General features: G+C 70.9%; 28 protein-coding genes. 17 read left to right on the plus strand and 11 right to left on the minus strand.

Going from position 1 to position 24,776, the window contains the following annotated elements:
• Positions 1-78: 78 nt before the first annotated feature.
• The gene (gene phhA / locus TSO221_RS19870) at positions 79-936 is read left to right on the plus strand and encodes a phenylalanine 4-monooxygenase (protein WP_109120251.1); all 858 of its coding nucleotides are present in this window, start codon (positions 79-81) and stop codon (positions 934-936) included.
• Between the two features lie 63 nt (positions 937-999).
• A complete protein-coding gene (locus TSO221_RS19875) occupies positions 1,000-1,404 on the plus strand; it encodes a carboxymuconolactone decarboxylase family protein (RefSeq protein WP_109120252.1) in 405 nt (134 codons plus the stop codon).
• Position 1,405: 1 nt separating this feature from the next.
• Here the strand turns inward: TSO221_RS19875 and TSO221_RS19880 are convergent, their stop codons facing one another.
• The 3 genes from TSO221_RS19880 to aceB form a co-directional block, all read right to left on the minus strand.
• A complete protein-coding gene (locus TSO221_RS19880; RefSeq protein WP_109120253.1) occupies positions 1,406-1,873 on the minus strand; it encodes a DUF29 domain-containing protein in 468 nt (155 codons plus the stop codon).
• Between the two features lie 61 nt (positions 1,874-1,934).
• Positions 1,935-2,582, minus strand: a complete 648-nt coding sequence (bluB, locus tag TSO221_RS19885) for a 5,6-dimethylbenzimidazole synthase (protein WP_247878145.1) — start codon at positions 2,580-2,582, stop codon at positions 1,935-1,937.
• 2 nt (positions 2,583-2,584) lie between these two features.
• Positions 2,585-4,189 carry a malate synthase A gene (gene aceB / locus TSO221_RS19890; protein ID WP_109120255.1) on the minus strand — a complete coding sequence of 535 codons (1,605 nt, stop codon included), beginning with the start codon at positions 4,187-4,189 and terminating at the stop codon, positions 2,585-2,587.
• Between the two features lie 196 nt (positions 4,190-4,385).
• Between aceB and TSO221_RS19895 the strand changes: the two genes are divergently transcribed.
• Entirely contained in the window at positions 4,386-4,664 is a 279-nt protein-coding gene (locus tag TSO221_RS19895; protein WP_109120256.1) for a hypothetical protein, read from the plus strand.
• 7 nt (positions 4,665-4,671) lie between these two features.
• Here TSO221_RS19895 and xerD read toward each other — a convergent pair whose 3' ends face one another.
• Genes xerD through TSO221_RS36015 form a run of 3 tightly spaced genes read right to left on the minus strand, consistent with a single transcriptional unit; the run spans position 4,672 to position 7,646 of the window.
• On the minus strand, positions 4,672-5,655 hold the full coding sequence (gene xerD / locus TSO221_RS19900) for a site-specific tyrosine recombinase XerD (protein ID WP_109120257.1): 984 nt from the start codon (positions 5,653-5,655) through the stop codon (positions 4,672-4,674).
• 10 nt (positions 5,656-5,665) lie between these two features.
• Complete coding sequence (locus tag TSO221_RS19905; RefSeq protein ID WP_109120258.1) at positions 5,666-7,522, minus strand: hypothetical protein; 1,857 nt, start codon at positions 7,520-7,522, stop codon at positions 5,666-5,668.
• A complete protein-coding gene (locus TSO221_RS36015) occupies positions 7,503-7,646 on the minus strand; it encodes a hypothetical protein (protein ID WP_199229543.1) in 144 nt (47 codons plus the stop codon). Before TSO221_RS36015 ends, TSO221_RS19905 begins: the two co-directional genes overlap by 20 nt.
• Before the next feature lie 281 nt (positions 7,647-7,927).
• On the opposite strand from TSO221_RS36015, the gene TSO221_RS19910 reads away from it, so the two are divergent.
• The 5 genes from TSO221_RS19910 (at position 7,928) to TSO221_RS19930 (ending at position 12,211) form a co-directional block, all read left to right on the plus strand.
• Complete coding sequence (locus tag TSO221_RS19910; RefSeq protein ID WP_109120287.1) at positions 7,928-8,467, plus strand: shikimate kinase; 540 nt, start codon at positions 7,928-7,930, stop codon at positions 8,465-8,467.
• Entirely contained in the window at positions 8,464-9,579 is a 1,116-nt protein-coding gene (gene aroB / locus TSO221_RS19915; protein ID WP_109120259.1) for a 3-dehydroquinate synthase, read from the plus strand. Before TSO221_RS19910 ends, aroB begins: the two co-directional genes overlap by 4 nt.
• A 31-nt stretch (positions 9,580-9,610) precedes the next feature.
• The gene (locus TSO221_RS19920; RefSeq protein ID WP_109120260.1) at positions 9,611-10,939 is read left to right on the plus strand and encodes an HlyC/CorC family transporter; all 1,329 of its coding nucleotides are present in this window, start codon (positions 9,611-9,613) and stop codon (positions 10,937-10,939) included.
• Between the two features lie 112 nt (positions 10,940-11,051).
• A complete protein-coding gene (locus TSO221_RS19925) occupies positions 11,052-11,510 on the plus strand; it encodes a CBS domain-containing protein (RefSeq protein ID WP_109120261.1) in 459 nt (152 codons plus the stop codon).
• 92 nt (positions 11,511-11,602) lie between these two features.
• Positions 11,603-12,211 (plus strand): DUF2889 domain-containing protein, encoded by a 609-nt coding sequence (locus TSO221_RS19930; RefSeq protein ID WP_109120262.1) that lies wholly within the window; start codon positions 11,603-11,605, stop codon positions 12,209-12,211.
• A 181-nt stretch (positions 12,212-12,392) separates the two neighbouring features.
• Here TSO221_RS19930 and TSO221_RS19935 read toward each other — a convergent pair whose 3' ends face one another.
• Both TSO221_RS19935 and TSO221_RS19940 read right to left on the minus strand, forming a co-directional pair.
• A complete protein-coding gene (locus TSO221_RS19935; RefSeq protein ID WP_247878140.1) occupies positions 12,393-12,887 on the minus strand; it encodes a ribbon-helix-helix domain-containing protein in 495 nt (164 codons plus the stop codon).
• Positions 12,888-13,108: 221 nt separating this feature from the next.
• On the minus strand, positions 13,109-13,393 hold the full coding sequence (locus tag TSO221_RS19940; protein WP_247878141.1) for a BolA family protein: 285 nt from the start codon (positions 13,391-13,393) through the stop codon (positions 13,109-13,111).
• 145 nt (positions 13,394-13,538) lie between these two features.
• On the opposite strand from TSO221_RS19940, the gene TSO221_RS19945 reads away from it, so the two are divergent.
• The 6 genes from TSO221_RS19945 (at position 13,539) to upp (ending at position 18,529) form a co-directional block, all read left to right on the plus strand.
• Positions 13,539-14,123, plus strand: a complete 585-nt coding sequence (locus TSO221_RS19945) for a J domain-containing protein (RefSeq protein ID WP_109120289.1) — start codon at positions 13,539-13,541, stop codon at positions 14,121-14,123.
• Positions 14,124-14,212: 89 nt separating this feature from the next.
• Entirely contained in the window at positions 14,213-15,217 is a 1,005-nt protein-coding gene (gene cobS, locus TSO221_RS19950) for a cobaltochelatase subunit CobS (protein ID WP_109120264.1), read from the plus strand.
• A 22-nt stretch (positions 15,218-15,239) separates the two neighbouring features.
• A complete protein-coding gene (locus TSO221_RS19955; RefSeq protein ID WP_109120265.1) occupies positions 15,240-15,530 on the plus strand; it encodes an AbrB/MazE/SpoVT family DNA-binding domain-containing protein in 291 nt (96 codons plus the stop codon).
• Positions 15,527-15,928, plus strand: coding sequence for a type II toxin-antitoxin system VapC family toxin (locus TSO221_RS19960; RefSeq protein WP_158284148.1), 402 nt, complete (start codon positions 15,527-15,529; stop codon positions 15,926-15,928). The genes TSO221_RS19955 and TSO221_RS19960 overlap by 4 nt, the downstream gene beginning before the upstream one ends.
• Positions 15,929-15,935: 7 nt before the next feature.
• Positions 15,936-17,819 (plus strand): cobaltochelatase subunit CobT, encoded by a 1,884-nt coding sequence (cobT, locus tag TSO221_RS19965; RefSeq protein ID WP_109120267.1) that lies wholly within the window; start codon positions 15,936-15,938, stop codon positions 17,817-17,819.
• 59 nt (positions 17,820-17,878) lie between these two features.
• Positions 17,879-18,529 (plus strand): uracil phosphoribosyltransferase, encoded by a 651-nt coding sequence (upp, locus tag TSO221_RS19970; RefSeq protein ID WP_109120268.1) that lies wholly within the window; start codon positions 17,879-17,881, stop codon positions 18,527-18,529.
• Between the two features lie 41 nt (positions 18,530-18,570).
• On the opposite strand, the gene TSO221_RS19975 is transcribed toward upp, so the two are convergent.
• The 3 genes from TSO221_RS19975 to TSO221_RS19985 form a co-directional block, all read right to left on the minus strand.
• Entirely contained in the window at positions 18,571-20,091 is a 1,521-nt protein-coding gene (locus tag TSO221_RS19975) for a malonyl-CoA synthase (protein ID WP_109120269.1), read from the minus strand.
• A gap of 102 nt (positions 20,092-20,193) precedes the next feature.
• Complete coding sequence (locus TSO221_RS19980) at positions 20,194-20,916, minus strand: hypothetical protein (protein ID WP_199229544.1); 723 nt, start codon at positions 20,914-20,916, stop codon at positions 20,194-20,196.
• Between the two features lie 143 nt (positions 20,917-21,059).
• Positions 21,060-21,263, minus strand: coding sequence for a hypothetical protein (locus TSO221_RS19985; protein ID WP_109120270.1), 204 nt, complete (start codon positions 21,261-21,263; stop codon positions 21,060-21,062).
• A gap of 372 nt (positions 21,264-21,635) precedes the next feature.
• Here TSO221_RS19985 and nhaA point away from each other — a divergent pair, with 372 nt between their 5' ends.
• From nhaA to hemN, 3 genes are all read left to right on the plus strand, one after another.
• On the plus strand, positions 21,636-22,853 hold the full coding sequence (gene nhaA / locus TSO221_RS19990) for a Na+/H+ antiporter NhaA (protein WP_199229545.1): 1,218 nt from the start codon (positions 21,636-21,638) through the stop codon (positions 22,851-22,853).
• 6 nt (positions 22,854-22,859) lie between these two features.
• Entirely contained in the window at positions 22,860-23,264 is a 405-nt protein-coding gene (locus TSO221_RS19995) for a DUF4112 domain-containing protein (protein WP_109120272.1), read from the plus strand.
• 101 nt (positions 23,265-23,365) lie between these two features.
• Complete coding sequence (hemN, locus tag TSO221_RS20000) at positions 23,366-24,736, plus strand: oxygen-independent coproporphyrinogen III oxidase (RefSeq protein ID WP_247878142.1); 1,371 nt, start codon at positions 23,366-23,368, stop codon at positions 24,734-24,736.
• Positions 24,737-24,776 lie beyond the last annotated feature (40 nt).

Genomic DNA, 24,776 nt, shown 5'->3' on the forward strand with positions numbered 1-24,776 from the left:
CCATCGGCGTACTCCGCCGCGACTCCCTGGCGCCCGCCCCTGTTCCACACCACTGTTATGGAAAAGGGGAGACGAGCCATGGTCGCGACCGCGCCGCCGGGGACCCGCCCCGACTACACCATCGACCAGGACTGGGACGCCTACACGCCCGAGGAGCACGCCATCTGGCGCACGCTGTTCCGCCGGCAGGAGGAGATCCTGCAAGGCCGCGCCGTGCCCGAGCTGGTCGAGGCCATGCGGGCGCTGGAGATGACCGCCGAGGGCATCCCGCGCTTCGAGCGGCTGACCGAGATGCTGATGCCGGTCACCGGCTGGACCATCGTCGCGGTGCCGGGGCTGGTGCCGGGGGAGATCTTCTTCGAGCACCTCGCCAACCGCCGCTTCCCGGTCACCCGCTGGATCCGCACGCCCGAGCAGATGGACTATTTGGAGGAGCCGGACCTCTTCCACGACCTGTTCGGCCACGTGCCGCTGCTGATGAACCCGGTGTTCGCCGACTACATGGCGGCCTACGGCGCCGCCGGGCTGAAGGCCAAGGACCTGGGGTTCCTCGACTATCTCGGCCGGCTGTACTGGTACACGGTGGAGTTCGGGCTGATCGACACCCCCGACGGGCTGCGCATCTACGGCGCCGGCATCGCGTCCTCGAAGGGCGAGTCGATCTGGTGCCTGGAGGATCCGTCGCCGAACCGCATCGGCTTCGACCTCAGGCGGGTGATGAACACGCACTACCGCATCGACGACTACCAGGAGACCTACTTCGTCATCGACAGCTACGACCGCCTGTTCGCCGAGACGACGCAGGACCTGACGCCGCTGTACCGGCAGCTGGCCGGCCGGCCGCCCTACGAGCCGGGCGCCGTGCTGCCGACCGACCGGGTGTACCATCGCGGCACCGGCGCCTACCACGCGGCGAAGCGGCGGGCGGCCGAGTAGGCGGTCGCCCCGCCGGTTCCGGTGCGGTATCGTCGGCGGACACCCACCGGAGAGGAGCCAGCGATGTCAGCGGTGAAGATCTGGACCGACGCGGATGTCGAGACGAACCCGCGCGTCAAGGCGGTGTTCGACGACATCCGGGCGACCCGGAAGACCGACTTCGTCAACAACATGTGGCGGGCGCTGGCCGGCCAGCCGGAGCTGCTGGAGGCCACCTGGGCGCGGCTGAAGCAGGTGATGGTGGCGCCGTCCGCGCTGGATCCGGTGACCAAGGAGCTGATCTATCTCGCAGTGTCGACGGCCAATTCGTGCAGCTACTGCGTCCACTCGCACACCGCCGCCGCCAGGGCGAAGGGCATGACCGAGGCGCAGTACCAGGACTTCCTGGCCGTGGTCGGCATGGCGATGCAGACCAACGCGCTGGCCACCGCCATGCAGGTGCCGGTGGACCCGGAGTTCCAGGTGTGACCTACGCCTCCTCCCGCCCCCAGTCCTCCAGCCCCTCCGGGAAATCGGCGTCCAGCGTCTGCTCCGGGGTGAAGGGGCTGTCCTCGGGAAAGCGATCGGCCGGCAGGTCGGTCTCGCGGGCGGCCTCGCGGCGGGCGAGCTGGTAGGCCTTGGCGAAGAGGGCCGACAGCTTGGGCTTGAGGCTGGGATTTTCCTCCAGCACCAGGGCGGCGTTGTCGCGCTCGCGCTGGATGCTGTTGCGCCAGCTCTTGGAGCGGCGCTCGGGCTGTTCCTGCCCCTTGAGCAGGTGCAGGAGGATCAGCCGCAGGCAGCTGCGGAGCCGGTCGGCCTCGCTCCGGCCCATGCTCTCGATCTCCTCGGCCAGGTTCCCGGCGTCGACTTCCGACAGCTTGCCGGCGCGCAGCAGCCCGGCCTGCTCCTGCGTCCAGCCGTAGAAGTCCAGATCATAGTCGGCAGCGTTGCGATCCATGCCCGGCACCGAAAAGCGTGTGGGTTACGGCGAGTATAACAGATATCTCCTATCGCCTGCCTCATCGCGTCCACACCCGCCGCGCCTCCGGGTCCGGCGCCTGCCATCCCGCCCGCTGCAGCTCCGGTTCCGGCAACGCCTCGACCGGGTAGCCGATGCACAGGTAGGCGACCAGCCGCCAGCCGTCCGGCACCTCCAACGCGCGGGTCACCGCGTCGGGGTCGAGGATCGACACCCAGCCCACCCCCACCCCGTGCGCCCGCGCGGTCAGCCACAGCGTCTGCACCGCGGCCACCACCGAATAGCGCAGCATCTCCGGCATGGTGCGGCTGCCCAGGCCGTGGCCGGCGTCCGTCCCCTCGTCGCAGAACACCGCCAGCTGCACCGGCGCGTCGGTCAGCCCCTCCAGCTTGAGCTTCGCGTACAGTTCCGCCCGCTCGCCCTTGTAGCCGCCCAGCGCCGCCTCGTTGCACGCGGTGAAGCTGGCGCGCACCGCGTCGCGCCGCGCCGGCCCATCCACCGTGACGAAGCGCCAGGGCTGGCTGAACCCCACCGAGGGGGCGAGGCAGGCAGCGTCGATCAGCGCGTCCAGCAGCCCAGCCGCCAGCGGGTCGGTGCGGAAGCGCCGCACGTCGCGGCGCCAGCGGAACAGCTCGATCAGCCGCTCGCGGAACGCGGCGTCGAACTCCGGAGGCCCAACGCCGGACAACGTCACGCGCCGTCCGCCACGATGCGGTCGTAGGCCGGCAGCGTCAGGAACTCCACGAAGTCCGTCCGCGCCACCAGATCGCGGAACAGCGCCGCAGCCTCGGCCCATTTGCCCGCATCGTAGGCCGCCGCGCCCAGCCGGCCCTTCCAGGCCACCAGCTCCTCGGCGATCACCGCGTCGACCAGTTCCAGCGTCACCGCCCGGCCGTCGTCCAGCGACGCGCCGTGCCGCACCCACTGCCAGACCTGGGAGCGGCTGATCTCCGCCGTCGCAGCGTCCTCCATCAGGTTGAACAGCGGCACGCAGCCCAGGCCGCGCAGCCACGCCTCGATGTAGCCGATGCCGACTGCCACGTTCAGGCGCAGGCCCTTCTCGGTCTTCGGACCCTCGGGAACCTGGAGCAGGTCGGCCGCCGTCACCGCCACGTCGGCGCGCTTGCGCTCGATCTGGTTGGGGCCGGGCATGTAGGCGTCGAACACCTCCTGCGCCACCGGGACGAGGCCCGGGTGCGCCACCCAGGTGCCGTCGTGGCCGTTGGAGGCCTCGCGCTCCTTGTCGGCGCGCACGCGGGAGAAGGCCACCTCGTTGGCCTCCAGGTCGTTCTTCACCGGGATGTAGGCGGCCATGCCGCCGATGGCCGGGGCGCCACGGCGGTGGCACGTCCTGATCGCCAGCAGGCTGTAGGACTGCAGGAAATGCGTCGCCATGGTGACCTCGGAGCGGTCGGGCATCACCGCCGCCGGGTCGTTGCGGAACTTCTTGATGGCGCTGAAGATATAGTCCCAGCGCCCGCAGTTCAGGCCGGCCGAGTGGTCGCGCAGCTCGTAGAGGATCTCGTCCATCTCGAACGCGGCGAGGATCGTCTCGATCAGCACCGTGGCCTTGATGGTGCCGTGCGGCAGGCCGAGCCAGTCCTCCGCCACCACGAACACCTCGCGCCACAGCCGCGCCTCGAAATGGCTCTCCAGCTTCGGCAGGTAGAAGTACGGGCCGCTGTGCCGCGCCAGCAGTTCCCTGGCGTTGTGGAAGACGTACAGGCCGAAGTCGAACAGCGCGGCGGAGATCGGCTGCCCCTCGTAGCGGACATGGCGTTCCTCCATGTGCCAGCCGCGCGGGCGCACCTTGAGCACCGCGGTCTTCGGGTTCAGCGCGTAGGCCTTGCCGGTCGCCGGGTCCTGGAAGGTGATGGTGCGGCGCACCGCGTCGCGGACGTTGATCTGCCCCTCGATCTGGTTGGACCAGGAGGGGGTGTTGGCGTCCTCGAAGTCGGCCATGAACACCTTCGCGCCGGAGTTCAGCGCGTTGATGACCATCTTGCGGTCGACCGGCCCGGTGATCTCCACGCGACGGTCCAGCAGGTCGTGCGGCAGCGGCGCGATCTTCCAGTCGGCGGCGCGGATCGCCTTGGTCTCGGGCAGGAAGTCGGGTGTCTCGCCGGCGTCGATGAGGGCCTGGCGCTTGCGGCGGACATCCAGCAGGCGCTCGCGCTCGGGGCCGAAGCGGCCCTCCAGCTCGGCGATGAAGGCCAGCGCCTCGGGCGTCAGGATCTCCTCGTAGCCCGGCTTGACGGGGCCGAGGATCTCGAGCCCGGAGATCGTGGTTGCCATAGCGGTTTCCCCTCCATGAACGCTGCCGCGCTTCGGCGCGCACCTTTGCAGCCGCTATAGCACAGCCGCGGCACACCCGTCGCGGGCGTTTGGTCGCGCCCGGCCGGTCTGCACGCCGCGAGGGAATTCCACGCGGCCTTCGCCTGTTGAGGGATCGAGGACGGGGCTCTCCCCGCACAATGAGAAGGAAACGACCATGAAGACCGCACTTCGCGCAGCCGCGATCATCGCGGTGCCGCTGACGCTCGTCGCCTGCAATGAAACCAGCAACAGTTACGGCCGCGGCGGCGGCCTGTTCGGCAGCTCGGGCAGCAGCTACGACGACTACAGCTATCGCACCCGCCAGGGCGGCGGTCCGTACGCCCACAACGGCCGGTGCGACGACCCGTCCTACAACACCTCGAACGGCGGCAACGCCGAGCGCGGGACGGACCAGTACGACTGCCGCCGCTACGGCAACGGGCTGAAGCGCTGACGCGCGCTCAGGTCTCTTCCTTCACCGCCCGCTTCTTCGCCAGCGGGTGGTGTTCGGTGACGACCTTGCGCAGACGGTCCGCCACCACGTGGGTGTAGATCTGCGTGGTGGCGATGTCCGCGTGGCCCAGCATCTTCTGCACCGAGCGCAGGTCGGCGCCGTGGTCCAGCAGGTGCGTGGCGAAGGCATGGCGCAGCACGTGCGGGCTGACCTTCTCCGGGTCGATCCCTGCCTCGATGGCGAGGTCCTTGAGGATCTGCGCGAAGCGCTGCCGCGTCAGGTAGCCCTCGGCCGAGGTGCGCGACGGGAACAGGAAGCGCGCCTGCACCGCCTCGCGCTCGGGCAGCAGGAAGGCCGCGCGCAGAGGCAGGTAGGCGGCGATCGCCGCGCGCGCCGGGTCGGAGAGCGGCACCATGCGCTCCTTGCCGCCCTTGCCGCGCACGATCAGGCCGCGCCCGTCGCGCAGGATGGCCGACAGCGGCAGCCCCACCAGCTCCGATACGCGCAGCCCGGTGGCGTACAGCACCTCCAGCAGCGTCACCAGCCGCCCGCCGTCCGGCCCGCCGCGGGCGCGGGCGGTGTCGAGCATGCGCTCCACCTCCGCCTCGGAGAGGATCTTGGGCAGTGGCCGGCCCTGCTTCGGGCTGTCGAGCGCCGAGGCCGGGTCGTCGGCCCGCCGCCCCTCCGACACCAGGAAGCGGAAGAACTGCCGCAGCGCCGACAGCCGCCGCGCCACCGTGCGCGGCGCCGCCCCCTCCTTGGCCTGCAAATGCGCGAGGTAGCCGCGCAAATCGTCGGTGCCGGCACGGTCCAGCGTGACGCCGCGCTGCGCCAGCCACAGCGCCGCGTCCGTCAGATCGCGCTCGTAGGCCTGCCGGGTGTTGAGCGCCGCCCCGCGCTCGGCCATCAGCATGTCGAGGAAGGCGTCGAGCTGCGGCACGCGCGACACCGGGCGGGGTTTGCAGGGTCGTCCGCGGCGTTTCGTCGTCATGGGCGGTCGCTCAGAGCCCCTGCGCCACGATGGCCTCGCGCGCCACCGCGCGGGCATCGTTGTCCAGCCCCACCGTGCGCAGCGCGCCGGCCAGCCGCGCCAGCACCGCCGGCGGCGTCCCGGCCGGCCCGGCCTCGCCGAGCAGGACCAGGGCGAGCAGCACCGTCTCGCCGACGCGCCCCTCCTTGACCGCCATGTCCAGCTGCGACCAGCGCATCGGCTCGCCCGGCAGCGCCGGCGGCTCGGCCGCAACGCGGCGCGACGCCTCCTCCGGCACCTCGACGCCCAGCGCCTTGAGCAGCGCCAGCGTGCCGGCCGCGCGCGCCGGGGCCGCCGGGTCGCCGCCGCGCAGCGCGTCGTCCAGCCACGCCGACAGCCCGCCGGCCGCCGGATTCGCCGCCGCGGCAAGCGGCCACAGCCGCGCCCCGGCGCCGGTGCGCGTCGCCAGATCGCGCCAGCGCCGGACCTGCTCCGTGCGCCCCTGCGCCTCGTAGAGCCGCACCGCGGCGGGGGCGAGCGCCGCCGCCTCGACGTTCACGGTGACGGTGTCGATCATCGCGGCCACCACCGTGCCGGCCGGCCCCGCCCACATCGGCGGGTCGAGCAGGTCGATGGCCTGCGCCACCAGCGCCATCCGCCGGTTGCCGTCCGCCGCCCCGGCGAACGCCTGCTGCACCAGCCCGCGCACCCGCGCCCCGCGGTCGCGGGCGGCGAGGTCCTTCAGGCGGTACAGCTCGTCCCCCTTGGCGGGCGCCGCGCGGTACGCCTCGCTGAGCGCGCGGGCATCCATATAGAGTGCGGTGGCCGCCCGCTCGGCCGCGGCGACGCGGGTCGCCGGATCGGCGGAAGCGAGCCGCGCCACCCCGGCCAGCCGCATCGGGTCGAGGTCCAGCAGGTCCGGCGACACCGGCGCCGAGGCCAGCCGCATCATGGCGAGCGTCAGCGGCGCCGGGTCCTTCAGGCCGCGCAGCGACGGCACGCCGCCGGCGATGGCCGCCTCGGCGAGCGTGCGGAAGCCGTCGTCGCCGTCGCCCTGGCCGCGCAGCAGCTCCAGGACCAGCGCCGCGCCGGCGCGGTCGCCGCCGCGCACCCGGCAATAGAGGTCGAGGCGCTGCCAGTAGGTGGTCGGGAACGGCTTGCCGGCCTCCGCCGCCCACGGGCAGTCGAGCGTGCCCTGCAGCAGCTGCGCATCGACCACGGCGCGCGCCGCCGATTCGTCCTCCAGCACGCCGGGCAGTTTGGCGGCGAGGTCCATTGCCCCCTTGGGATCGCCCAGCCCGGCCAGCGCCTCGACGCGCAGCGCGCCGAAGCGGCGGACCGGCGGCCCCTCGTCCAGGGCCGGCGGCGGGGCGGCGGCGTCGGTCAGCAGCAGCCGGCGCATCAGGCTGCGCGCGGCGGGCGACGGCATCGGCAGCGGCAGTTCGGACAGCAGGCGCAGCACCGCGCCGCGCGGCACCCCGTGCCACAGCAGCACGCCCAGGCCGCCGCCGGCGGGATCCAGCACCCCGGCGCCATCCGGGTCGGGGGCGGCGAGCGGCGCCGCCTGGATCATGCCGGGCTTGGCCGGGGCCGGGGTGATCGGGTCGGCCACGGGCAGAGGTGCGGGCGGGGGTGCGGGCGCCGCGTCCGGCCGGGCCGGCGGCGGCACCAGGATGATCGGGGTGTCCGGACCGGCCGGCACCACCGGCACGGTCACCGAGCGCGCCGTGTCGGCCGCGGGCGGCCCGAGGCGAATCGGGCCCTGCGACTGGGCCTGCGCCGCCGGTGCGGCGAGGAGGATGGTCGCCAGCGGAATCAGGATGGCGGCCGGCGCGGTGCGGCGGCCTGGACGGACGCTCCCGGCGCGCTCAGCGCGGGAAGCGCTCATCCGGGAGGACCTTCTCGACCGCTTTCGAGGGAGCGGGCAGATCCCAGGTGCCGAGGACGGCGAGGCCGCCGACGGCAACCACCAGCAACAGCACCAGGAGGGCGGAGAGAGCGCGAGACTTCATGGGGCGGGACGACCCGGCAGCGGAAAAGGAACGGGATTTCGGACGTACCATGGGGCTGGCCCGCAGGGGTTGGGACAAGGGTGCGCTTTCATGCTAAAGCAAGGCACCCGCGCCCTGGGACCGGCCGTTCGGCTGGCGCCCGAGCGGGGCGTTACTTTAGACCCGGCACGGGCGGCGCGCAACAGCGGCCGAGCCCGCGCCGCATCGACCGGGAGTTGCGAGTTTTGCCCAAGACCGTCGTGCCGCCCGTCCTGCCGCGGACCATCGTGCTGGTGGGACTGATGGGCGCCGGCAAGAGCGCCATCGGCCGGCGTCTGGCCACCCGGCTGGGGCTGCCGTTCGTGGACGCCGACACGGAGATCGAACAGGCCGCCGGCTGCACCATCGAGGAGATCTTCGCCCGCGACGGCGAGGCCGCCTTCCGCGCCGGCGAGCGCAAGATCATCGCCCGCCTGCTGACCGAGCGCGCGCCGCACGTGCTGGCCACCGGCGGCGGCGCCTTCATGGACCCGGACACCCGGGCGCTGATCCGCCAGCGCGGCACCTCGGTCTGGCTGCGCGCCGAGCTGGAGGTGCTGCTCGACCGCACCGCGCGCCGCACCCACCGGCCGCTGCTGAGGAAGGGCGACCCGCGCGAGATCCTGTCCCGCCTGATGGAGCAGCGCTATCCCGTCTACGCCGAGGCCGAGCTGACGGTGGAGAGCGACGAGCACCCGCCGGAATACACCGTCTCCCGCGTCATCGAGGCGGTGGAGGCGCATCTCGGCCACTCCATCCGCCCGTCCAGGTCCGCCGCCGCGCCCGAGGAGAAGCACCCATGACCGTCCAGACCGTCCGCGTCGAGCTCGGCGCCCGCAGCTACGACATCCTGGTCGGCGACGGCATCCTGGCCGAGGCCGGGCCACGCATCGCCGAGATCACCCGCGGCAAGCCGCCGATCATCGTCACCGACGACGCCGTGGCGCCGCTGCACCTCGGCACGCTGGAGGCCAGCCTGGGCCGCGCCGGCATTGACCCCGGCACCGCCATCGTCCTGCCGCAGGGCGAGAAGACCAAGGACTTCGCCCACCTGGAGCGCCTGCTCGACGCCATCCTGGGGCGCGGGATCGAGCGTTCGGCGGTGCTGGTGGCGCTGGGCGGCGGGGTGATCGGCGACATCACCGGCTTCGCCGCCGCCACCGCGCTGCGCGGCATCGACTTCGTCCAGGTGCCGACCACGCTGCTCAGCCAGGTCGACAGCTCGGTCGGCGGCAAGACCGGCATCAACACCCGGCACGGCAAGAACCTGGTCGGTGCCTTCCACCAGCCGCGCCTGGTGATCGCCGACACCGCGACCCTCGACACCCTGCCGAAGCGCGAGGTGCTGGCCGGCTACGCCGAGGTGGCGAAGTACGGCCTGATCCGCCAGCCCGACTTCTTCGCCTGGCTGGAGGAGAACGGCCGGCGCGTGGTGGACGGCGACCCGGCCGCGCGGCGCCACGCGGTGACAGTGAGCTGCCGCGCCAAGGCCGACATCGTCGGCATCGACGAGCGCGAGAGCGGCGACCGCGCGCTGCTCAACCTCGGCCACACCTTCGGCCACGCGCTGGAGGCGGCGACCGGCTTCGGCCAGCGCCTGCTGCATGGCGAGGGCGTGGCGATCGGCATGGTGCTGGCGTTCGACCTCTCTGTGCGCCTGGGCCTCTGCCCGGCGGCCGACGCCGAACGGGCGCGGGCGCACCTGAAGGCGGTCGGCCTGCCGACCCGGCCGACCGACGTCCCCGGCGTGGAATGGGACGTGGACGAACTGATCGCCTCCATGGCCAAGGACAAGAAGGTGAAGGACGGCCGCATCACCTTCGTGCTGGCCCGCCGCCTGGGCGACGCCTTCACCCTGCGCGACGTGGACGCCGCGGCGGTGCGCGCGCTGCTGGAGGACGCGGTTGCGGCGTAAGGCGATGGCCCGGCGACAGGACTGACGCCCCATGGAGAAGATCGACTTCGGCGTGGACCCCAACGACGGGCTGACCCTCTGGATCATGCTCGGCGCGGTGATCGTGCTGATCGCGCTGTCGGCGTTCTTCGCCGGGGCGGAGACCGCGCTGACCGGCGTGTCGCGGCCGCGCCTGCACCAGCTGGAGCAGGAGGGCAACCGCCGCGCCCGCCTCGTCAACCGCCTGCGCGCGGACAAGGAGCGGCTGATCGGCGCGCTGCTGCTGGGCAACAGCGCGGTCAACATCCTGGCGTCCTCGCTCGCCACCTCGGTGCTGATCGGGCTGTTCGGCGAGCACGGCGTCGCCTACGCCACCATCGGCATGACCGCGCTGATCGTCATCTTCGCCGAGGTGATGCCGAAGACCTACGCCATCAACCACGCCGACCGCTCGGCGCTGGCGCTGGCGCCGGTGGTGCGCTTCGCGGTGGCGCTGCTGGGGCCGGTGGCGGCGACGGTGGAGTGGATCGTCGCCCTCATCCTGCGCATGTTCGGCAGCGACATCCGCACCGTGTCGGTCGGCAGCTCCGCCGAGGAGCTGCGCGGCGCCATCGAACTGCACCGCGGCGAGCAGACCACCGAGGAGGAGGAGGAGATCCGCCACGAGCGCGCTATGCTGCGCTCCATCCTCGACCTCAACGAGGTGCCGGTCTCCGACATCATGACGCACCGGCGCAACCTGGTGACCATCGACGCCGGCCAGCAGCCGGCGCAGATCGTCGACGAGGTGCTGGCCAGCCCCTACACCCGCCTGCCGCTGTGGCGGGACAACCCCGACAACATCGTCGGCGTGCTGCACGCCAAGGCGCTGCTGCGCGAGGTGCGGGCGCACGGCGCGCAGCTGGAGCCGGTGGACGTGGTGGCGCTGGCCGCCCAGCCCTGGTTCATCCCCGACACCACCACGCTGCTCGACCAGCTGCAGGCCTTCCGCGAGCGGCGCGAGCACTTCGCCCTGGTGGTGGACGAGTACGGCAGCCTGATGGGCGTGGTGACGCTGGAGGACATCCTGGAGGAGATCGTCGGCGACATCTCCGACGAGCTGGACGTCAACGTCGCCGGCGTGAAGCCGCAGCCGAACGGCTCCTACGTCATCGACGGCTGGGTCACCATCCGCGACCTCAACCGCGAGTTCGAGTGGCGCCTGCCCGACGACAAGGCCTCGACCATCGCCGGGCTGGTGCTGCACGAGGCGCGCAAGATCCCCGAGGTCGGGCAGGTCTTCACCTTCTACGGCTTCCGCTTCGAGATCCTGCGCCGCCAGCGCCACCAGATCGCCGCGCTGCGCGTCTCCCCGCCGATGCGGGGCGAGGACCGCGAATAGCCCCGTCTCCGGTGCGGCGACTTGACGCATCTCCGATCGCACCTCACCATAATCGTAAGGCGCCCCTTTCGGGCGGCCCGACGAACCAGGGATGGACAGGGGGAGAGATCGCATGCCGACACGCAAGCTGATGCCCGACGTGATCCAGCGACAGGAACTGACCTGCCTGCCGGCCGACACCACGGTGCGCGACGCCGCGGTGCTGATGGCCGAACGCCGCATCGCCGCCATCCTGGTGACCGAGGGGCGCCGCCTCCAGGGCATCTTCACCGAGCGCGACCTGACCGTGCGCGTCGTCGCGGCCGGCAGGGACCCGGCGACCACCACGCTCGCGGAGGCGATGACCCGCAACCCCGACACGCTCGGCCCCGACGCCGCGGCCGGCGAGGCGCTGGATCTGATGGAGCGCCACCGCTACCGCCACCTGCCGGTGGTCAACGGCGACGAGGTGGTCGGCATCGTCTCGATCCGCGACCTGTTCGCCGTGGTGCGTGAGCACCTGGAGCACGAGATCAAGGACCGCGAGGAGTTCATGTTCGGCTCGGGCTACTCCGCGGGCGCATTGCCGTAATGTGACGGTGAGGGGTGGGGCTCGCTTGACGTAAGCGTCAGCCCCACCGATATTCGCTTCGCACCTGCGAACGCGACGAGAGACCCGAAGCGATGCCCCTGTCCCCGCCGGCGGAACGCCAACACATCCACACCCGGGAGATCGCCTGCCGCGGGTACCGGCGTGCCGACGGGCTGTGGGACATCGAGGGCCACCTCACCGACGTCAAGACCTACGCCTTCCAGACCGAGCAGCGCGGCCGGCTGGAGCCGGGCGACCCGGTGCACGAGATGTGGCTGCGGCTGACCATCGACAGCCAGTTCAAGGTGCACGCCATCGAGACGGTGACCGACAAGTCGCCCTTCCTGGCCTGCGGCGACATCGCGCCGAACTACCAGCGCCTCGTCGGCCTGAGCATCGGCAAGGGCTGGACCCGCGCGGTCAAGGAGCGGCTGGGCGGCGTGGAGGGCTGCACGCACCTGATGGAACTGCTCGGCCCGATCGCCACCACGGCGTTCCAGACCATCTACCCGATCCTCGCCCGCGAGGCGGAGGAGCGCGCCAAGGCCGCCGGCCGCGGCCAGGACAGAAAGGCGCGCCCGGTGCTGCTCAACATGTGCCACATCTTCGCCAGCGACGGCGAGGTGGTGCGCACGTTTTGGCCGGAGCACTACACCGGCGACTGCGAACCCACCAACGCCGAGGCGGAAGCGGCGGAGTAGCGCTGACGGCCGCACGTTCTGCGGAGCCCCTCTCCCCTTGAGGGAGAGGGGTCGGGGAGAGGGGTGCGCCGGCGAAGCCGGCCGAAACGCCTTCTTCCGCGCCTCCGGCGCGTAACGCCCCCTCATCCCAACCCTTCTCCCTCAAGGGGAGAAGGGCTTTGGAAAGCAGCCGCTCCGCCGCCTACATCTCCATCCACGCGTCGCCCAGCGCGCGGCTCTTGACGCCGGCCGGCCGGGTGGAGCCGGGCAGGCCCGGGTCCTCGCCGGGAATGCCGCCGCCGCCGCTGCCGGTATCGCCGCTGGCGTCGCGCGGCAGGTCGAAGGGCGTGCCGACGAACGGATCGCCCAGGCCGTGGCCGGCCTTCTGGTGGCCCGGCTCGGTGGCCGCCTGAACGAAGTACGAGGCGATCAGCACCCGCACCGCCGAGGTGAAGGTCGACTTCTTCTCGGCCGCGGTTTGCGGCTTGGCGCCCGGTTCCCGGGCGGCGCGCTCGCGCTGCTTGTCCAGGCGCTCCTTGATCAGCGAGCACAGGGCGTTGATGGTCAGGCCCTCGCGCTGCGCGATGGCTTCCAGGGCCTGCCACATGGAGGGTTCCAGGCGGATGCTGGTCCGCCTGTGCCCGTCCATGACGACGTTGCGGCTTTCCAGCGGCCCGACGCCGCCGGTGGGTCGCACGGTCTGTTTCTTCCGCCCGCGATTGGCCATGCAGAGCTCTTCCCTCGCTCCGCGGCCGCGGGGCTCTCCCCCTCGGGCGGACACGATAAACGGTTGCATAAAACGCACTCTACCGAATGAAGCGCGAAATGCAACCGGCACTGCACATTGCACGCGCCGAATACGCGAAGTCATCCGCCATCGGTTGCACACCAATGTATGCAAATGGGCTGCGGCAATGACTAGCGGTCTTCCTGCGGGGCCAGAGTGGTGAGGGCGAGCGCGTGGACGCGTTCGGCCATTTCCTCCTGCAGCAGGGCGTAGACCATGCGCTGCCGCTCGACCCGCGACTTGCCGGCGAAGGCCTCCGACACGACGGTGACGTGGAAGTGCGTCTCGCCCTCCGGATGGGCGCCGCCATGGCCGATGTGACGGTCCGACTGGTTCTCGATGTCCAGGCGCGTCGGCGACAGGCCGTCGGTCAGCTTGCGGCGCATGCGGTCGGTGTAGGGGGTGGCGGTGGCCATGGGGTCTCCTTGGGAAGCGGTTCACCGGTGCTGTGTGGTGCCGGCCCGCCGGCCTGTCAAGGCGTGCTGTCGAGGTGTGGAAAAGGCCGTCGGGACCGCCATGCGCGCGCTTGCCAGCGCCACGGCCGGTGCCCATACTCAGCCGATGCAGCGCAACCGTGCCCGCCTCGACTCCCGTTACGACTTCGCCCCGCGCCCGGCGACGCGGGCGTGCGACCATCCCGGCTGCGCCGGCGGCGGCGAATACCGGGCGCCCAAGGCGCGCGACCGGCTGAACGAGTACTTCTGGTTCTGCCTGGACCACGTGCGCGAGTACAACAAGGCCTGGGACTACTACGCCGGCATGAACGCCGACCAGATCGAGAGCGAGGTGCGCCGCGACACCACGTGGCAGCGCCCGACCTGGCCGCTCGGCTTCTGGGCCGTGCAGGAGAAGTTCCTGCGCGACCGGGTGGTCAGGGGCTTCGGCTTCGAGTTCGGCCGCGAGCCCGGCCAGGGCAAGGCGGAGGAGCAGGCGCAGCGCCGCCAGGCCGCCCGCACGCCGGAGGAGGAGGCGCTGGCCGTCCTCGACCTCGCGCCGCCGGTGGACTTCGCGCGCATCAAGGCCCGCTACCGCGAGCTGGCGAAGCTCCACCACCCCGACGCCAACGGCGGCGACCGGGCGGCGGAGGAGCGGCTGAAAGACATCAATCAAGCCTACAACACGCTGAAAGCCTGTTATGGTGCATGAAAGCCGCCGCCGGCGTATGATTGCAACACTGCCGCCGGCGGCGGCGCCCGGATCCGACCATCGCTGAAACGACCCAAGAAACCCTACTCATGCCGTCTCAAGGAGCCACGCAGGCCAGTTCGGCCCTGTTCGATCACGTGCCGGACATCACCGTGTCGGTGCGCCAGACCTTCGGAATCGACAGCGACATGCAGGTGCCGGCGTTCAGCACGCGCACCGAGCACGTGCCGGACGTCGATGAGGCCTACCAGTTCGACCGCGACACCACGCTCGCCATCCTGGCCGGCTTCGCGCACAACCGGCGCGTCATGATCCAGGGCTATCACGGCACCGGCAAGTCCACCCACATCGAACAGGTGGCCGCCCGCCTCAACTGGCCGTGCATCCGCGTCAACCTCGACAGCCACATCAGCCGAATCGACCTGATGGGCAAGGACGCCATCGTGCTGCGCGACGGCCTGCAGGTGACCGAGTACCGCGAGGGCATCCTGCCCTGGGCGCTGCAGCACGCCTGCGCCCTGGTGTTCGACGAGTACGACGCCGGCCGCCCCGACGTGATGTTCGTGATCCAGCGCGTGCTGGAGGTCGAGGGCAAGCTGACGCTGCTCGACCAGAACCGCGTCATCCGCCCGCACCCGGCGTTCCGCCTGTTCTCCACCGCCAACACGGTTGGCCTGGGCGACACCACCGGCCTGTACCACGGCACGCAGCAGATCAACCAGGGCCAGATGGACCGCTGGAACATCGTGGCGACGCTGAACTACCTGCCGCACGACGCCGAGGTGGACATCATCCTCGCCAAGGTCGCCGGCTACGACGACGCCAAGGGGCGCGAGACGGTGTCCAACATGGTGCGTCTGGCCGACATGAGCCGCCAGGGCTTCGTCAACGGCGACATCTCCACCGTGATGAGCCCGCGCACGGTCATCACCTGGGCGGAGAACGCCAAGATCTTCGGCGACGTGCCCTTCGCCTTCCGGATCACCTTCCTGAACAAGTGCGACGAGGTGGAGCGCCCGGCCGTGGCCGAGTACTACCAGCGCTGCTTCGGCGCCGAACTGCCGGAGACGGGGGTGAGCGTCAACCTGGTGTGATGGGAGGGGACGGGAGGTCGCCATGGGCTACATCGAGGTCGGGCCGAACGGCGAGATCGCGCTGCCGCAGGAGGTGCGCGATCAGCTCGGCCTCAAGCCCGGCGACCGCGTCCGCATCGACGTCGATCCGGCGCGGCACACCGCGGTGCTGAAGGCCGAGACCGAAGCGGCTGCCGCACCGGAACGCCCGCGCAAGCGCTATACCCTCGACGACATCGTCGGCATGGGAGGCAAATTCCATCGCCCGGTGTCGCAGGAGGAGATGGACGAAGCGATCCGGCAACGGGCAGCGGAAAGGTTTTTGCGCCGGTGATCGGGCTCGATACCAACGCTTTGATTCGGTTGGTCGTTGAAGACGACCCGGAACAGACCGAACGGGTCCGCACATCCGTTCAGGCTGCGGTGGCTGCCGGGCAGAGATGCCGCATCAACCGCATTGCGCTGGTTGAATCCGTCTGGGTGCTGGAAAGCGTGTTCCGCTGGGGCCGGGATCAGGTGGCCGAATACCTCGACCGCATCATCAACGGCGAAGGCCTCGTCATCGAAGATGAACTGGAAGCGCAACGGGCCCTGGATGCCTACCGCTCCGGCCCGATCGATTTCTCGGACGCCTTTCTCGCACTGACCAACCGTACGGCGGGCTGCACCACCACCGTCACCTTCGACCGCAAGGCCGCGCGCCTTGCCGACTTCCAGCTCATTTCTGCCTGAGATCCCCATGTCCGAACGCGAATCCCCCGTCGAGATCTTCAAGCGCTCCACCGCCTCCACGGTGCGCGCCCTGGCGGGGCGCGAGGACGTGCAGGTCACGCATTCCTCCGAACCGCCGGGCCTGCTGGGGACGCGGGCGCGCATCCCGGTGCCGCCGCGCGACCTCAACCCGCACGACGTCGCCACGGTGCGCGGCGCCGCCGACGCGGTGGCGCTGCGGCTGCGCTTCCACTCCAACGCCATCCACGCCCAGCGCATGCCCTTGGGCGACACCGCCCGCGCCGCCTACGACGCGCTGGAGCAGGCGCGCTGCGAGGCGCTGGGTGCGCGCGCCATGCCGGGCGTCGCGCACAACCTGGGCGCGGCGCTGGAGGAGCGCTACCGCAAGCACGGCTTCGACAAGATCACCGACCGCGACGGCGCGCCGCTGGCCGAGGCGCTGCGCCTCATGGCGCGCCAGCTGATGACCGGCGAGACGCCGCCGCCGAACGCCGCCCATGTGGTGGAGCTGTGGCGCGGCTGGGTCGAGGAGAAGCTGGGCACGGACTTCCACGGCCTCTCCGGGCACATCACCGACCAGGACTCCTACGCCCGCGCCGTGCGCAAGCTGCTGGCCGAGCTGGAGATGGACGTCGGCGAGGAGCCGGAGACCGAGGAGGACGAGGACGAGGAGCGCAAGTCCGAGGAGAACGAGAACGAGCCGAACGACGGCCAGACCCGCGGCGAGGACCAGACCTCCACCGAGTCGGAGTCGATGTCCTCCCCGCAGATGCAGGAGAGCGACCTCGGCGACGGCGCCGAGCAGGGTGGCGAGGACAGCGACGCCGAGATGGGCGAGGGCGAAGGCTCCGAGGAGCCGGCCGGCCCCGGCCACCCCTGGCGCCCGGAGAACAGCCGCCGCAACGAGGCCGATCCCAACGCCTACAAGGCCTTCACCACCCAGTTCGACGAGGTGGTGGACGCCGCCGACCTCTGCGACCCGGATGAGCTGGCGCGGCTGCGCATGATGCTCGACCAGCAGCTCCAGCACCTGCAGGGCGTCATCTCCAAGCTGGCGAACCGGTTGCAGCGCCGGCTGATGGCGAAGCAGACGCGCAGCTGGGAGTTCGACCTGGACGAAGGCATCCTCGACGCCGCGCGGCTGTCGCGCGTGGTGGTCAACCCGGTGCTGCCGCTGTCCTTCAAGCGGGAAAAGGAGACCGATTTCCGCGACACCGTGGTCGGGCTGCTGATCGACAACTCCGGCTCGATGCGCGGCCGGCCGATCTCCATCGCCGCCATGAGCGCCGACATCCTGGCCCGCACGCTGGAGCGCTGCGCGGTGAAGACCGAGATCCTCGGCTTCACCACCCGCGCCTGGAAGGGCGGGCAGGCGCGCGAGGCGTGGCTGTCGGCCGGCAAGCCGGCCAACCCCGGCCGCCTCAACGACCTGCGCCACATCGTCTACAAGGCGGCCGACCAGCCCTGGCGGCGGGCGCGCAAGAACCTCGGCCTGATGCTGCGCGAGGGCATCCTCAAGGAGAACATCGACGGCGAGGCGCTGATGTGGGCGCACAACCGCCTGATCGCCCGGTCGGAGCAGCGGCGCATCCTGATGGTGATCTCCGACGGCGCGCCGGTGGACGATTCGACGCTGTCGGTCAACGCCGGCAACTACCTGGAGCGCCACCTGCGCGAGGTCATCCAGTACATCGAGGGCCGCAGCCCGGTGGAGCTGGTGGCCATCGGCATCGGCCACGACGTGACGCGCTACTACCGCCGCGCGGTCACCATCGTCGACGCCGAGCAGCTGGGCGGCACCATGATGAACAAGCTGGCCGAGCTGTTCGACGAGGACGACGGCCGCGGCGCGGCGGCCTGGGTGCCACGGCGGGCGGCCGGCGGGCGCTGACGGTCACACTGCCGTTCGGGACACTTCACGCCGGCCCCGATCCGCTTTAGGATCGGGGCATGCGAACCATTCCCGACTTCCCGAACCTGTTCATCCTCGACCACCCGCTGATCCAGCACAAGCTGACGCTGATGCGGGAGAAGGAGCGCTCGACCGGCGGCTTCCGGCAGCTGCTGCGCGAGATTTCGCTGCTCATGGGCTACGAGATCACCCGCGACCTGCCGATGACCACCGAGCGGATCGAGACGCCGCTGGAACCCATGGACGCCCCCGTCCTGGCCGGCAAGAAGCTGGCCATCGTGCCGGTGCTGCGCGCCGGGCTGGGCATGGCGCAGGGCCTGCACGAGCTGGTGCCCTCGGCGCGCGAGGGGCACATCGGCCTCTACCGCGACCACGACACCAAGATGCCGCACGAGTACCTGGTGAAGCTGCCGGAGGCCGAGGGCCGCATCTTCATCGTCGTCGACCCGATGCTGGCGACCGGCAACTCGGGCGTCCACGCCTGCGACGTGCTGAACCGGCACGGGGTGGCCGACGAGAACATCCGCTTCATGGCGCTGGTGGCAGCCCCCGAGGGCATGCGCGTCTTCCACGCCGCGCACCCCAAGGTGAAGGTGTTCACCGCCGCGCTGGACAGCCACCTGAACGAGAACGCCTACATCGTCCCCGGCCTGGGCGACGCCGGCGACCGCATGTTCGGCACGAAGTGACGTAAAGCCCCTCCCCCGCAAGGGGGGAGGGGCTTTTGATCCTACCCCTTGAACGTCTCCGCATAGCGGTCGCGCAGCAGGTTCTTCTGCACCTTGCCCATGGTGTTGCGCGGCAGCTCGTCGAGGAAGAAGACGCGCTTCGGCACCTTGAAGTTGGCGAGCTGCTCCTTGCACACCGCCACCACCTGCGCCTCGTCCGGCCCGGCCACCCCCGGCTTCCTCAGCACCACCGCGGTCACCGCCTCGCCGAAGTCGGGGTGGGGCACGCCGACGACCGCGGACTCCACCACGCCGTCGATGCCGTCGATCACCGTCTCGACCTCCTTGGGGTAGACGTTGAAGCCGCCGGAGATGATCAGGTCCTTGGCCCGGCCGACGATGTGCACGTAGCCGCGCGCATCCACCTTGCCGACGTCGCCGGTGATGAAGAAGCCGTCCGGCTTGATCTCCTGCGCGGTCTTCTCGGGCATGCGCCAGTAGCCGGAGAAGACGTTTGGGCCCTTCACCTCGATGACGCCGATCTCGTCCGGCCCCAGCACCGCCCCCTGGTCGTCGCACACGCGCAGCTCGACGTCCGGCAGCGGGAAGCCGACGGTGCCGGGGATGCGCTCGCCGTCCAGCGGGTTGGAGGTCAGCATGCCGGTCTCGGTCATGCCGTAGCGTTCCAGGATGGCGTGGCCGGTGCGGGCCGAGAACTCCTTGTGGGTGTCGGCCAGCAGCGGCGCCGAGCCGGAGATGAACAGGCGCATGTGCGCCACCGCCTCCCTGGTCAGACCGGGATGGCCGAGCAGGCGGGTGTAGAAGGTCGGCACGCCCATCATCACCGTGGCGCGCGGCAGCAGCGACAGCACCTGGTCGGCGTCGAACTTCGGCAGGAAGATCATCGGCGTGCCGTTCAGCAGCACGCAGTTGGTGGCGACGAACAGGCCGTGCGTGTGGAAGATCGGCAGCGCGTGCAGCAGCACGTCGTCCGGCCCCCAGCCCCAGTACGCGTGCAGCACCTGCGCGTTGGAGCCGAGGTTGCGGTGGCTCATCATCGCGCCCTTGGAGCGCCCGGTGGTCCCCGACGTGTAGAGGATGGCCGCCAGGTCATCCAGCCCGCAGGGCACGGTGGCGAAGTCCGGGTTCAGCCCCCTGGCCTGCTCCGGCAGGCTGCCGTCGCCCCGGGTGCCCAGCGTCAGCACGTGCGCGACCTTGGCCGCGTCGGCGACCTCGCGCAGCGCCGCCTCGGTCTCCGGCCGGCAGACGAAGACGCGCGGCTCGGCGTCGGTCAGGAAGTACGCGACCTCAGCCTTGGTGTAGGCGGGGTTGAGCGGCAGGTAGACGCCGCCGGCGCGCACCACCGCGAGATAGAGCACGATGTTCTCGACCGACTTCTCGACCTGCACCGCGACGCGGTCGCCCTTGACCACGCCCAGGTCGGCCAGCAGCCGGGCGGTGCGCCCCACCGCCGCGTCCAGCTCGCCGTAGCTGAGGATGCCGCCGTCCTCCGTCTCGATGAAGGGGCGGGTCCGGTCCTCCGGGAAGCGGGAACGGAACAGGTCGTAGATGTTGTCGCTCATCCTCGTGGCTCTTCTTGTCGGTGGCGTTCCTCCGGGGCATTGACCTTAGCCGTTCGCCCCCCGGGGGTCCAGGGCGCGATACGGTGCCGTAGGGTGGGCGCCCTACGCCACCGCCGCGAAGCCTTCCGCCTCCACCGGCGCCTCGACGCCCACGAGAGCCCCGTCCCGCCAGCCGACCAGCCAGGATCCCGGCCGGCCACCGCGGCAGCGCAGCAGCTCCAGCCGCCAGCACGGCGCACCGACGCCGGGCTCGCCGTCGGTCAGGCTCGGCGCCGGCGCGACGCACCAGCGGGTCACCGCGGCGCTGGCCGCCCCCCTGGATGGCTCCCCCGTCTGCAGCAGCAGTCCGGTCACCCCGCCCGCCTCGGCGGCGAGCTGCAGTCTTCGGCTGGCCGTCAGGTCGAGGCGCCCCACCTCGCCCAGCACGGCGGCCAGCCGGTTGCAGCGCAGCGCCTCCTCCAGCGCCCACAGCGCGTCGGTCTCGCGCTCCGCCCGTACGGCGATCAGCCGCTCCGGCGTTAGTCCGTAGGCGGCCAGCCCGGCGGCGTGCAGGTCGCGGCCACGCACCACCCACAGCGCCGGCGCGCCGCGCGCCGCGGCCAGCCGGGCGAGCAGCGCCGCCGCGAAGGCAGTGCCGGCGCCTGCGTCCTCCGCCGCCACCTCGTGCAGGCAGCCCAGCGGCAGCCCGCCGTCGGGCAGGCCGGCGTCCAGCCCCGCCACCCCGAACGGCAGCACGCCGCCGCCCGCCTCGCCACTCAATCCTTCCATACGGCGGATGCGGCTGCGCAACTCGGCCAGCAGCGTGGCCTTGGCGGTTTCGGCCATGGAAATTCTCCGGTCGGCGCAGGGTTTTGTTCCCTTTATGTTCTAGCACAGGACTCGTGTCCTGTGGAGTCCCTTCGCCCCGGAAACGCGAAAGGGCACCCGCATGGGGTGCCCTTCCATCTTGGTGCGTCGTGGAAGCCGCGTCAGAAATTGGCCACCTTGGCGTAGGCGTTCCCCCTGCCCTCGCCGCGGGTGGCGGCCCAGGCGGCGGTCGTGGCCCCGGCCCAGGCGCGACGCCGCACCGCCATCTGGAGGCGGCAGTCCTGCGAGCAGTAGAGCGGGGCAGGACCGCGGTGCGAGGCGCGTTTGAAGGGCCGGCCGCAGCAGGCGCAATACAGGGCGTCCATGGTTCCTCCCGGACTTTGGTTTTCCCGGATATTCATCGGCCTTGAGGCCTTTTCTTTCGTTGGGCTGAGTGTCACCGGAATCCTCGGTCCCTGGCTAGCGGCGAAAAGGACATATGGCGGTTGGAGACGCCCTCTCCACCCTCATCCTTCCGCTCATGTTGACATGGCAAATCAACGACTTGCGCCAGCAACCATCCCCGGACGCGGCGATTCGCCGCGCACCTTTAGCCCAGGTTGGGTGACAGCCCGATGAACGCATGTTTAAAAGAATGTGAAGTTGTCGATTGCGGTGCAGCGCTGAATTCTCGCACCTGCAACACCATATCGACCCCATCCAAAGGTTGTTGCGAACAGGAATTCGGAGACGCTCTCGTGAAGCTCACCGCCATCCGCCAATTCCTGCACAACGAGGCGTCGGGCGGCATCGTCCTGCTGGTGGCCTCGGTGGTTGCGCTGGTCTGGGCCAACTCGACCGCCGCCCCGCTGTACCAGGGGCTGCTGCATCTGCCCGTGGGCGTGCACGCCGGGGCGCGCGGGCTGGAGATGTCGCTGCACCACTGGATCAACGACGCGCTGATGGCGCTGTTCTTCCTGCTGGTGGGGCTGGAGATCAAGCGCGAGATCCTGGCGGGCGAGCTGTCCACCCCCGCCCGCGCCGCGCTGCCGGCCATCGCCGCGCTGGGCGGCATGGCGATGCCGGCGCTGGTCTATGTCGGCTTCAACATCAGCCGGCCGGACAACCTGAGCGGCTGGGCCATCCCGGCGGCCACCGACATCGCCTTCGCCGTCGGCGTGCTGGCGCTGCTGGGCAGCCGGGTGCCGGGTTCGCTGCGCGTCTTCCTGCTGGCGCTCGCCATCATGGACGACCTCGGCGCCATCGTGATCATCGCCGCCTTCTACACCGCCGGCGTGGTGCCCACGGCGCTGGGCTTCGCGGTGGCGTGCGGCGTGCTGCTGGCGTGGTTCAACCTGGTCGGGGTGACACGGCTCACCCCCTACATGATCGTCGGCGTGGTGCTGTGGGTGTGCGTCCTGCAATCCGGCGTGCACGCCACGCTGGCCGGCGTGGCGCTGGCCTTCGCCATCCCGCTGCGCACCAACGGCGCGCACGGCGAGGAGACGCCGCTGCACCGGCTGGAGCACGCGCTGCACCCCTGGGTCGCCTACCTGATCCTGCCGCTGTTCGCGCTGGCCAACGCCGGCGTGCCGCTCGACGGCATCACGGCGGACAGCCTGCTGGAACCGGTGACGCTCGGCGTGGCGCTCGGCCTGTTCGCCGGCAAGCAGATCGGCGTGATGCTGGCGGTGTGGATCGCCGTGCGGCTGCGCCTGGCGCCGCTGCCGGCCGGGGCGACGTGGGCGCAGCTCTACGGCGTGGCGGTGCTGACCGGCATCGGCTTCACCATGAGCCTGTTCATCGGCGCGCTCGCCTTCGGCGGGGCGGCGGACAAGGACGTGGCGGTGCGCCTGGGCGTGCTGCTGGGCTCGCTGGCCTCGGCGCTGGTCGGCTACGCGGCGCTGGCCTTCCAGCCGGTCCGGAGGCCCGCCCCGGCGCAGGCGGCGGAACCCGACGGCATCCCCGGCGGTTGACCCGGCATGAGCATGGCCTCCCCCTACGCCCGCCGCCCCCGCGCCGAAAGCGTCGACCGTCTGGAGCGGCTGGACCGTCTGCGCCGGCTGGCGCGGCTGCTGGACAACCGCTGGACCATCCCCGGCACCCGCATCGGCTTCGGCCTGGACGGCATCGCCAGCCTGGTGCCGGTGGCCGGTGACACGCTGACCGCGCTGGTCTCGCTGCACATCCTCGACCAGGCGCGGCGCATGGGCGTGCCGAAGCGGCTGATCGCCCGCATGCTCGGCAACGTCCTGTTCGACTGGGCGGCCGGCTCGATCCCGGTGATCGGCACCGTCTTCGACGTCGCCTTCAAGTCGAACCTGCGCAACCTGCGCCTCCTGGAGCAGCACCTGGAGGAGGGCATGCGGGTGGTGACTCCGCGATAGCCCCAGCGATTCTACGGTTGTCGACAGGCGCATCCGGATGAGACGATGGGACCTTGACCTGGATCAAAGCCCTCCGCCCGGCCTGGACGCACTCTCCCGCCATGACCAAGACATCCTCGATGGACTCCGCGCTGCTCGCCAAGTACGACGGGCTGCGCGTGCCCCGCTACACCAGCTACCCGACGGCGCCGCACTTCTCGCCCAACGTGGGGCACGAGACGTACCGGCGCTGGCTGGGGACCATCGATCCGGCCAAGCCCGGCTCGCTGTACATGCACATCCCCTTCTGCAAGGAGATGTGCTGGTACTGCGGCTGCCACACCAAGATCGTCGCCCGCTACGAGCCGATCGGCCGCTACCTCGCGCACCTGCGCAAGGAGGTCGGCATGGTGGCGGACTGCATCCCCGGCCGCATGAAGGTGGCGCACATCCACTTCGGCGGCGGCACGCCGACCATGACCGCGCCAGAGGACTTCGAGGCGCTCATGGCCCTGGTGCGCGAGCGGTTCGACATCGTGGACGGCGCCGAGATCGCGGTTGAGATCGACCCGCGCACCCTGACCGAGGACATGGCGAAGGCCCTGGGCCGCGCCGGCGTCAACCGCGCCTCGCTGGGCGTGCAGGACTTCGACGCCGCCGTCCAGACCGCGGTCAACCGCATCCAGCCGCGCGAGATGACCGAGCGCACGCTGGCGTGGCTGCGCGGGAACGGCATCCGCCACATCAACCTCGACCTGATGTACGGCCTGCCGCGCCAGTCGGTGGAGAGCGTCACCCGCTCGGCCGAGATCGCGCTGTCCATGGACGCCGACCGCTTCGCCGTCTTCGGCTACGCGCACGTGCCGTGGATGAAGACGCACCAGAAGAAGATCGTCGAGGCCGAGCTGGCCGATTCCTACGGCCGCTGGGACCAGTTCGCCGCTATCGCCAAGACGCTGACCGACGCCGGCTACATCGCCGTCGGCCTCGACCACTTCGCCAAGCCGACCGACGAACTGGCGGTGATGCAGGCCAAGGGCGAGCTGCGCCGCAACTTCCAGGGCTACACGACGGACGAGTCGGAGGTTCTGCTGGGCTTCGGCGCGTCGTCGATCGGCCAGCTGCCGCAGGGCTACATCCAGAACGCCGTGCCTTTCGACCACTACGCCGAGGCCATCGACGCCGGCCGCCTCGCCACCGTCAAGGGCCTAGCGATCAGCGACGAGGACCGGGTGCGCCGCGCGGTGATCGAGCGGCTGATGTGCGACATGGCGGTGGACCTGGACACGGTGGCCGAGCAGCACGGCCTGCCCGCCGGCACCTTCGACGAGGAACTGGCCGGCATGGGCGATCTGGTGGCCGACGGCGTGGCGATGGTGGAAGGCCGCCGCCTGAGCGTGCCGGAGTCCGCCCGCCCGCTGATGCGCATCCCGGCGGCGCGCTTCGACACCTACCTCAGCACCGGTGCGGGGCGGCACAGCCGGGCGGTTTAGCTCCCGATCATTGCCCCCACCCTAACCCTCCCCCGCTGCG

The sequence above is a fragment of the Azospirillum sp. TSO22-1 genome, assembly GCF_003116015.1.
Lineage (GTDB): Bacteria > Pseudomonadota > Alphaproteobacteria > Azospirillales > Azospirillaceae > Azospirillum.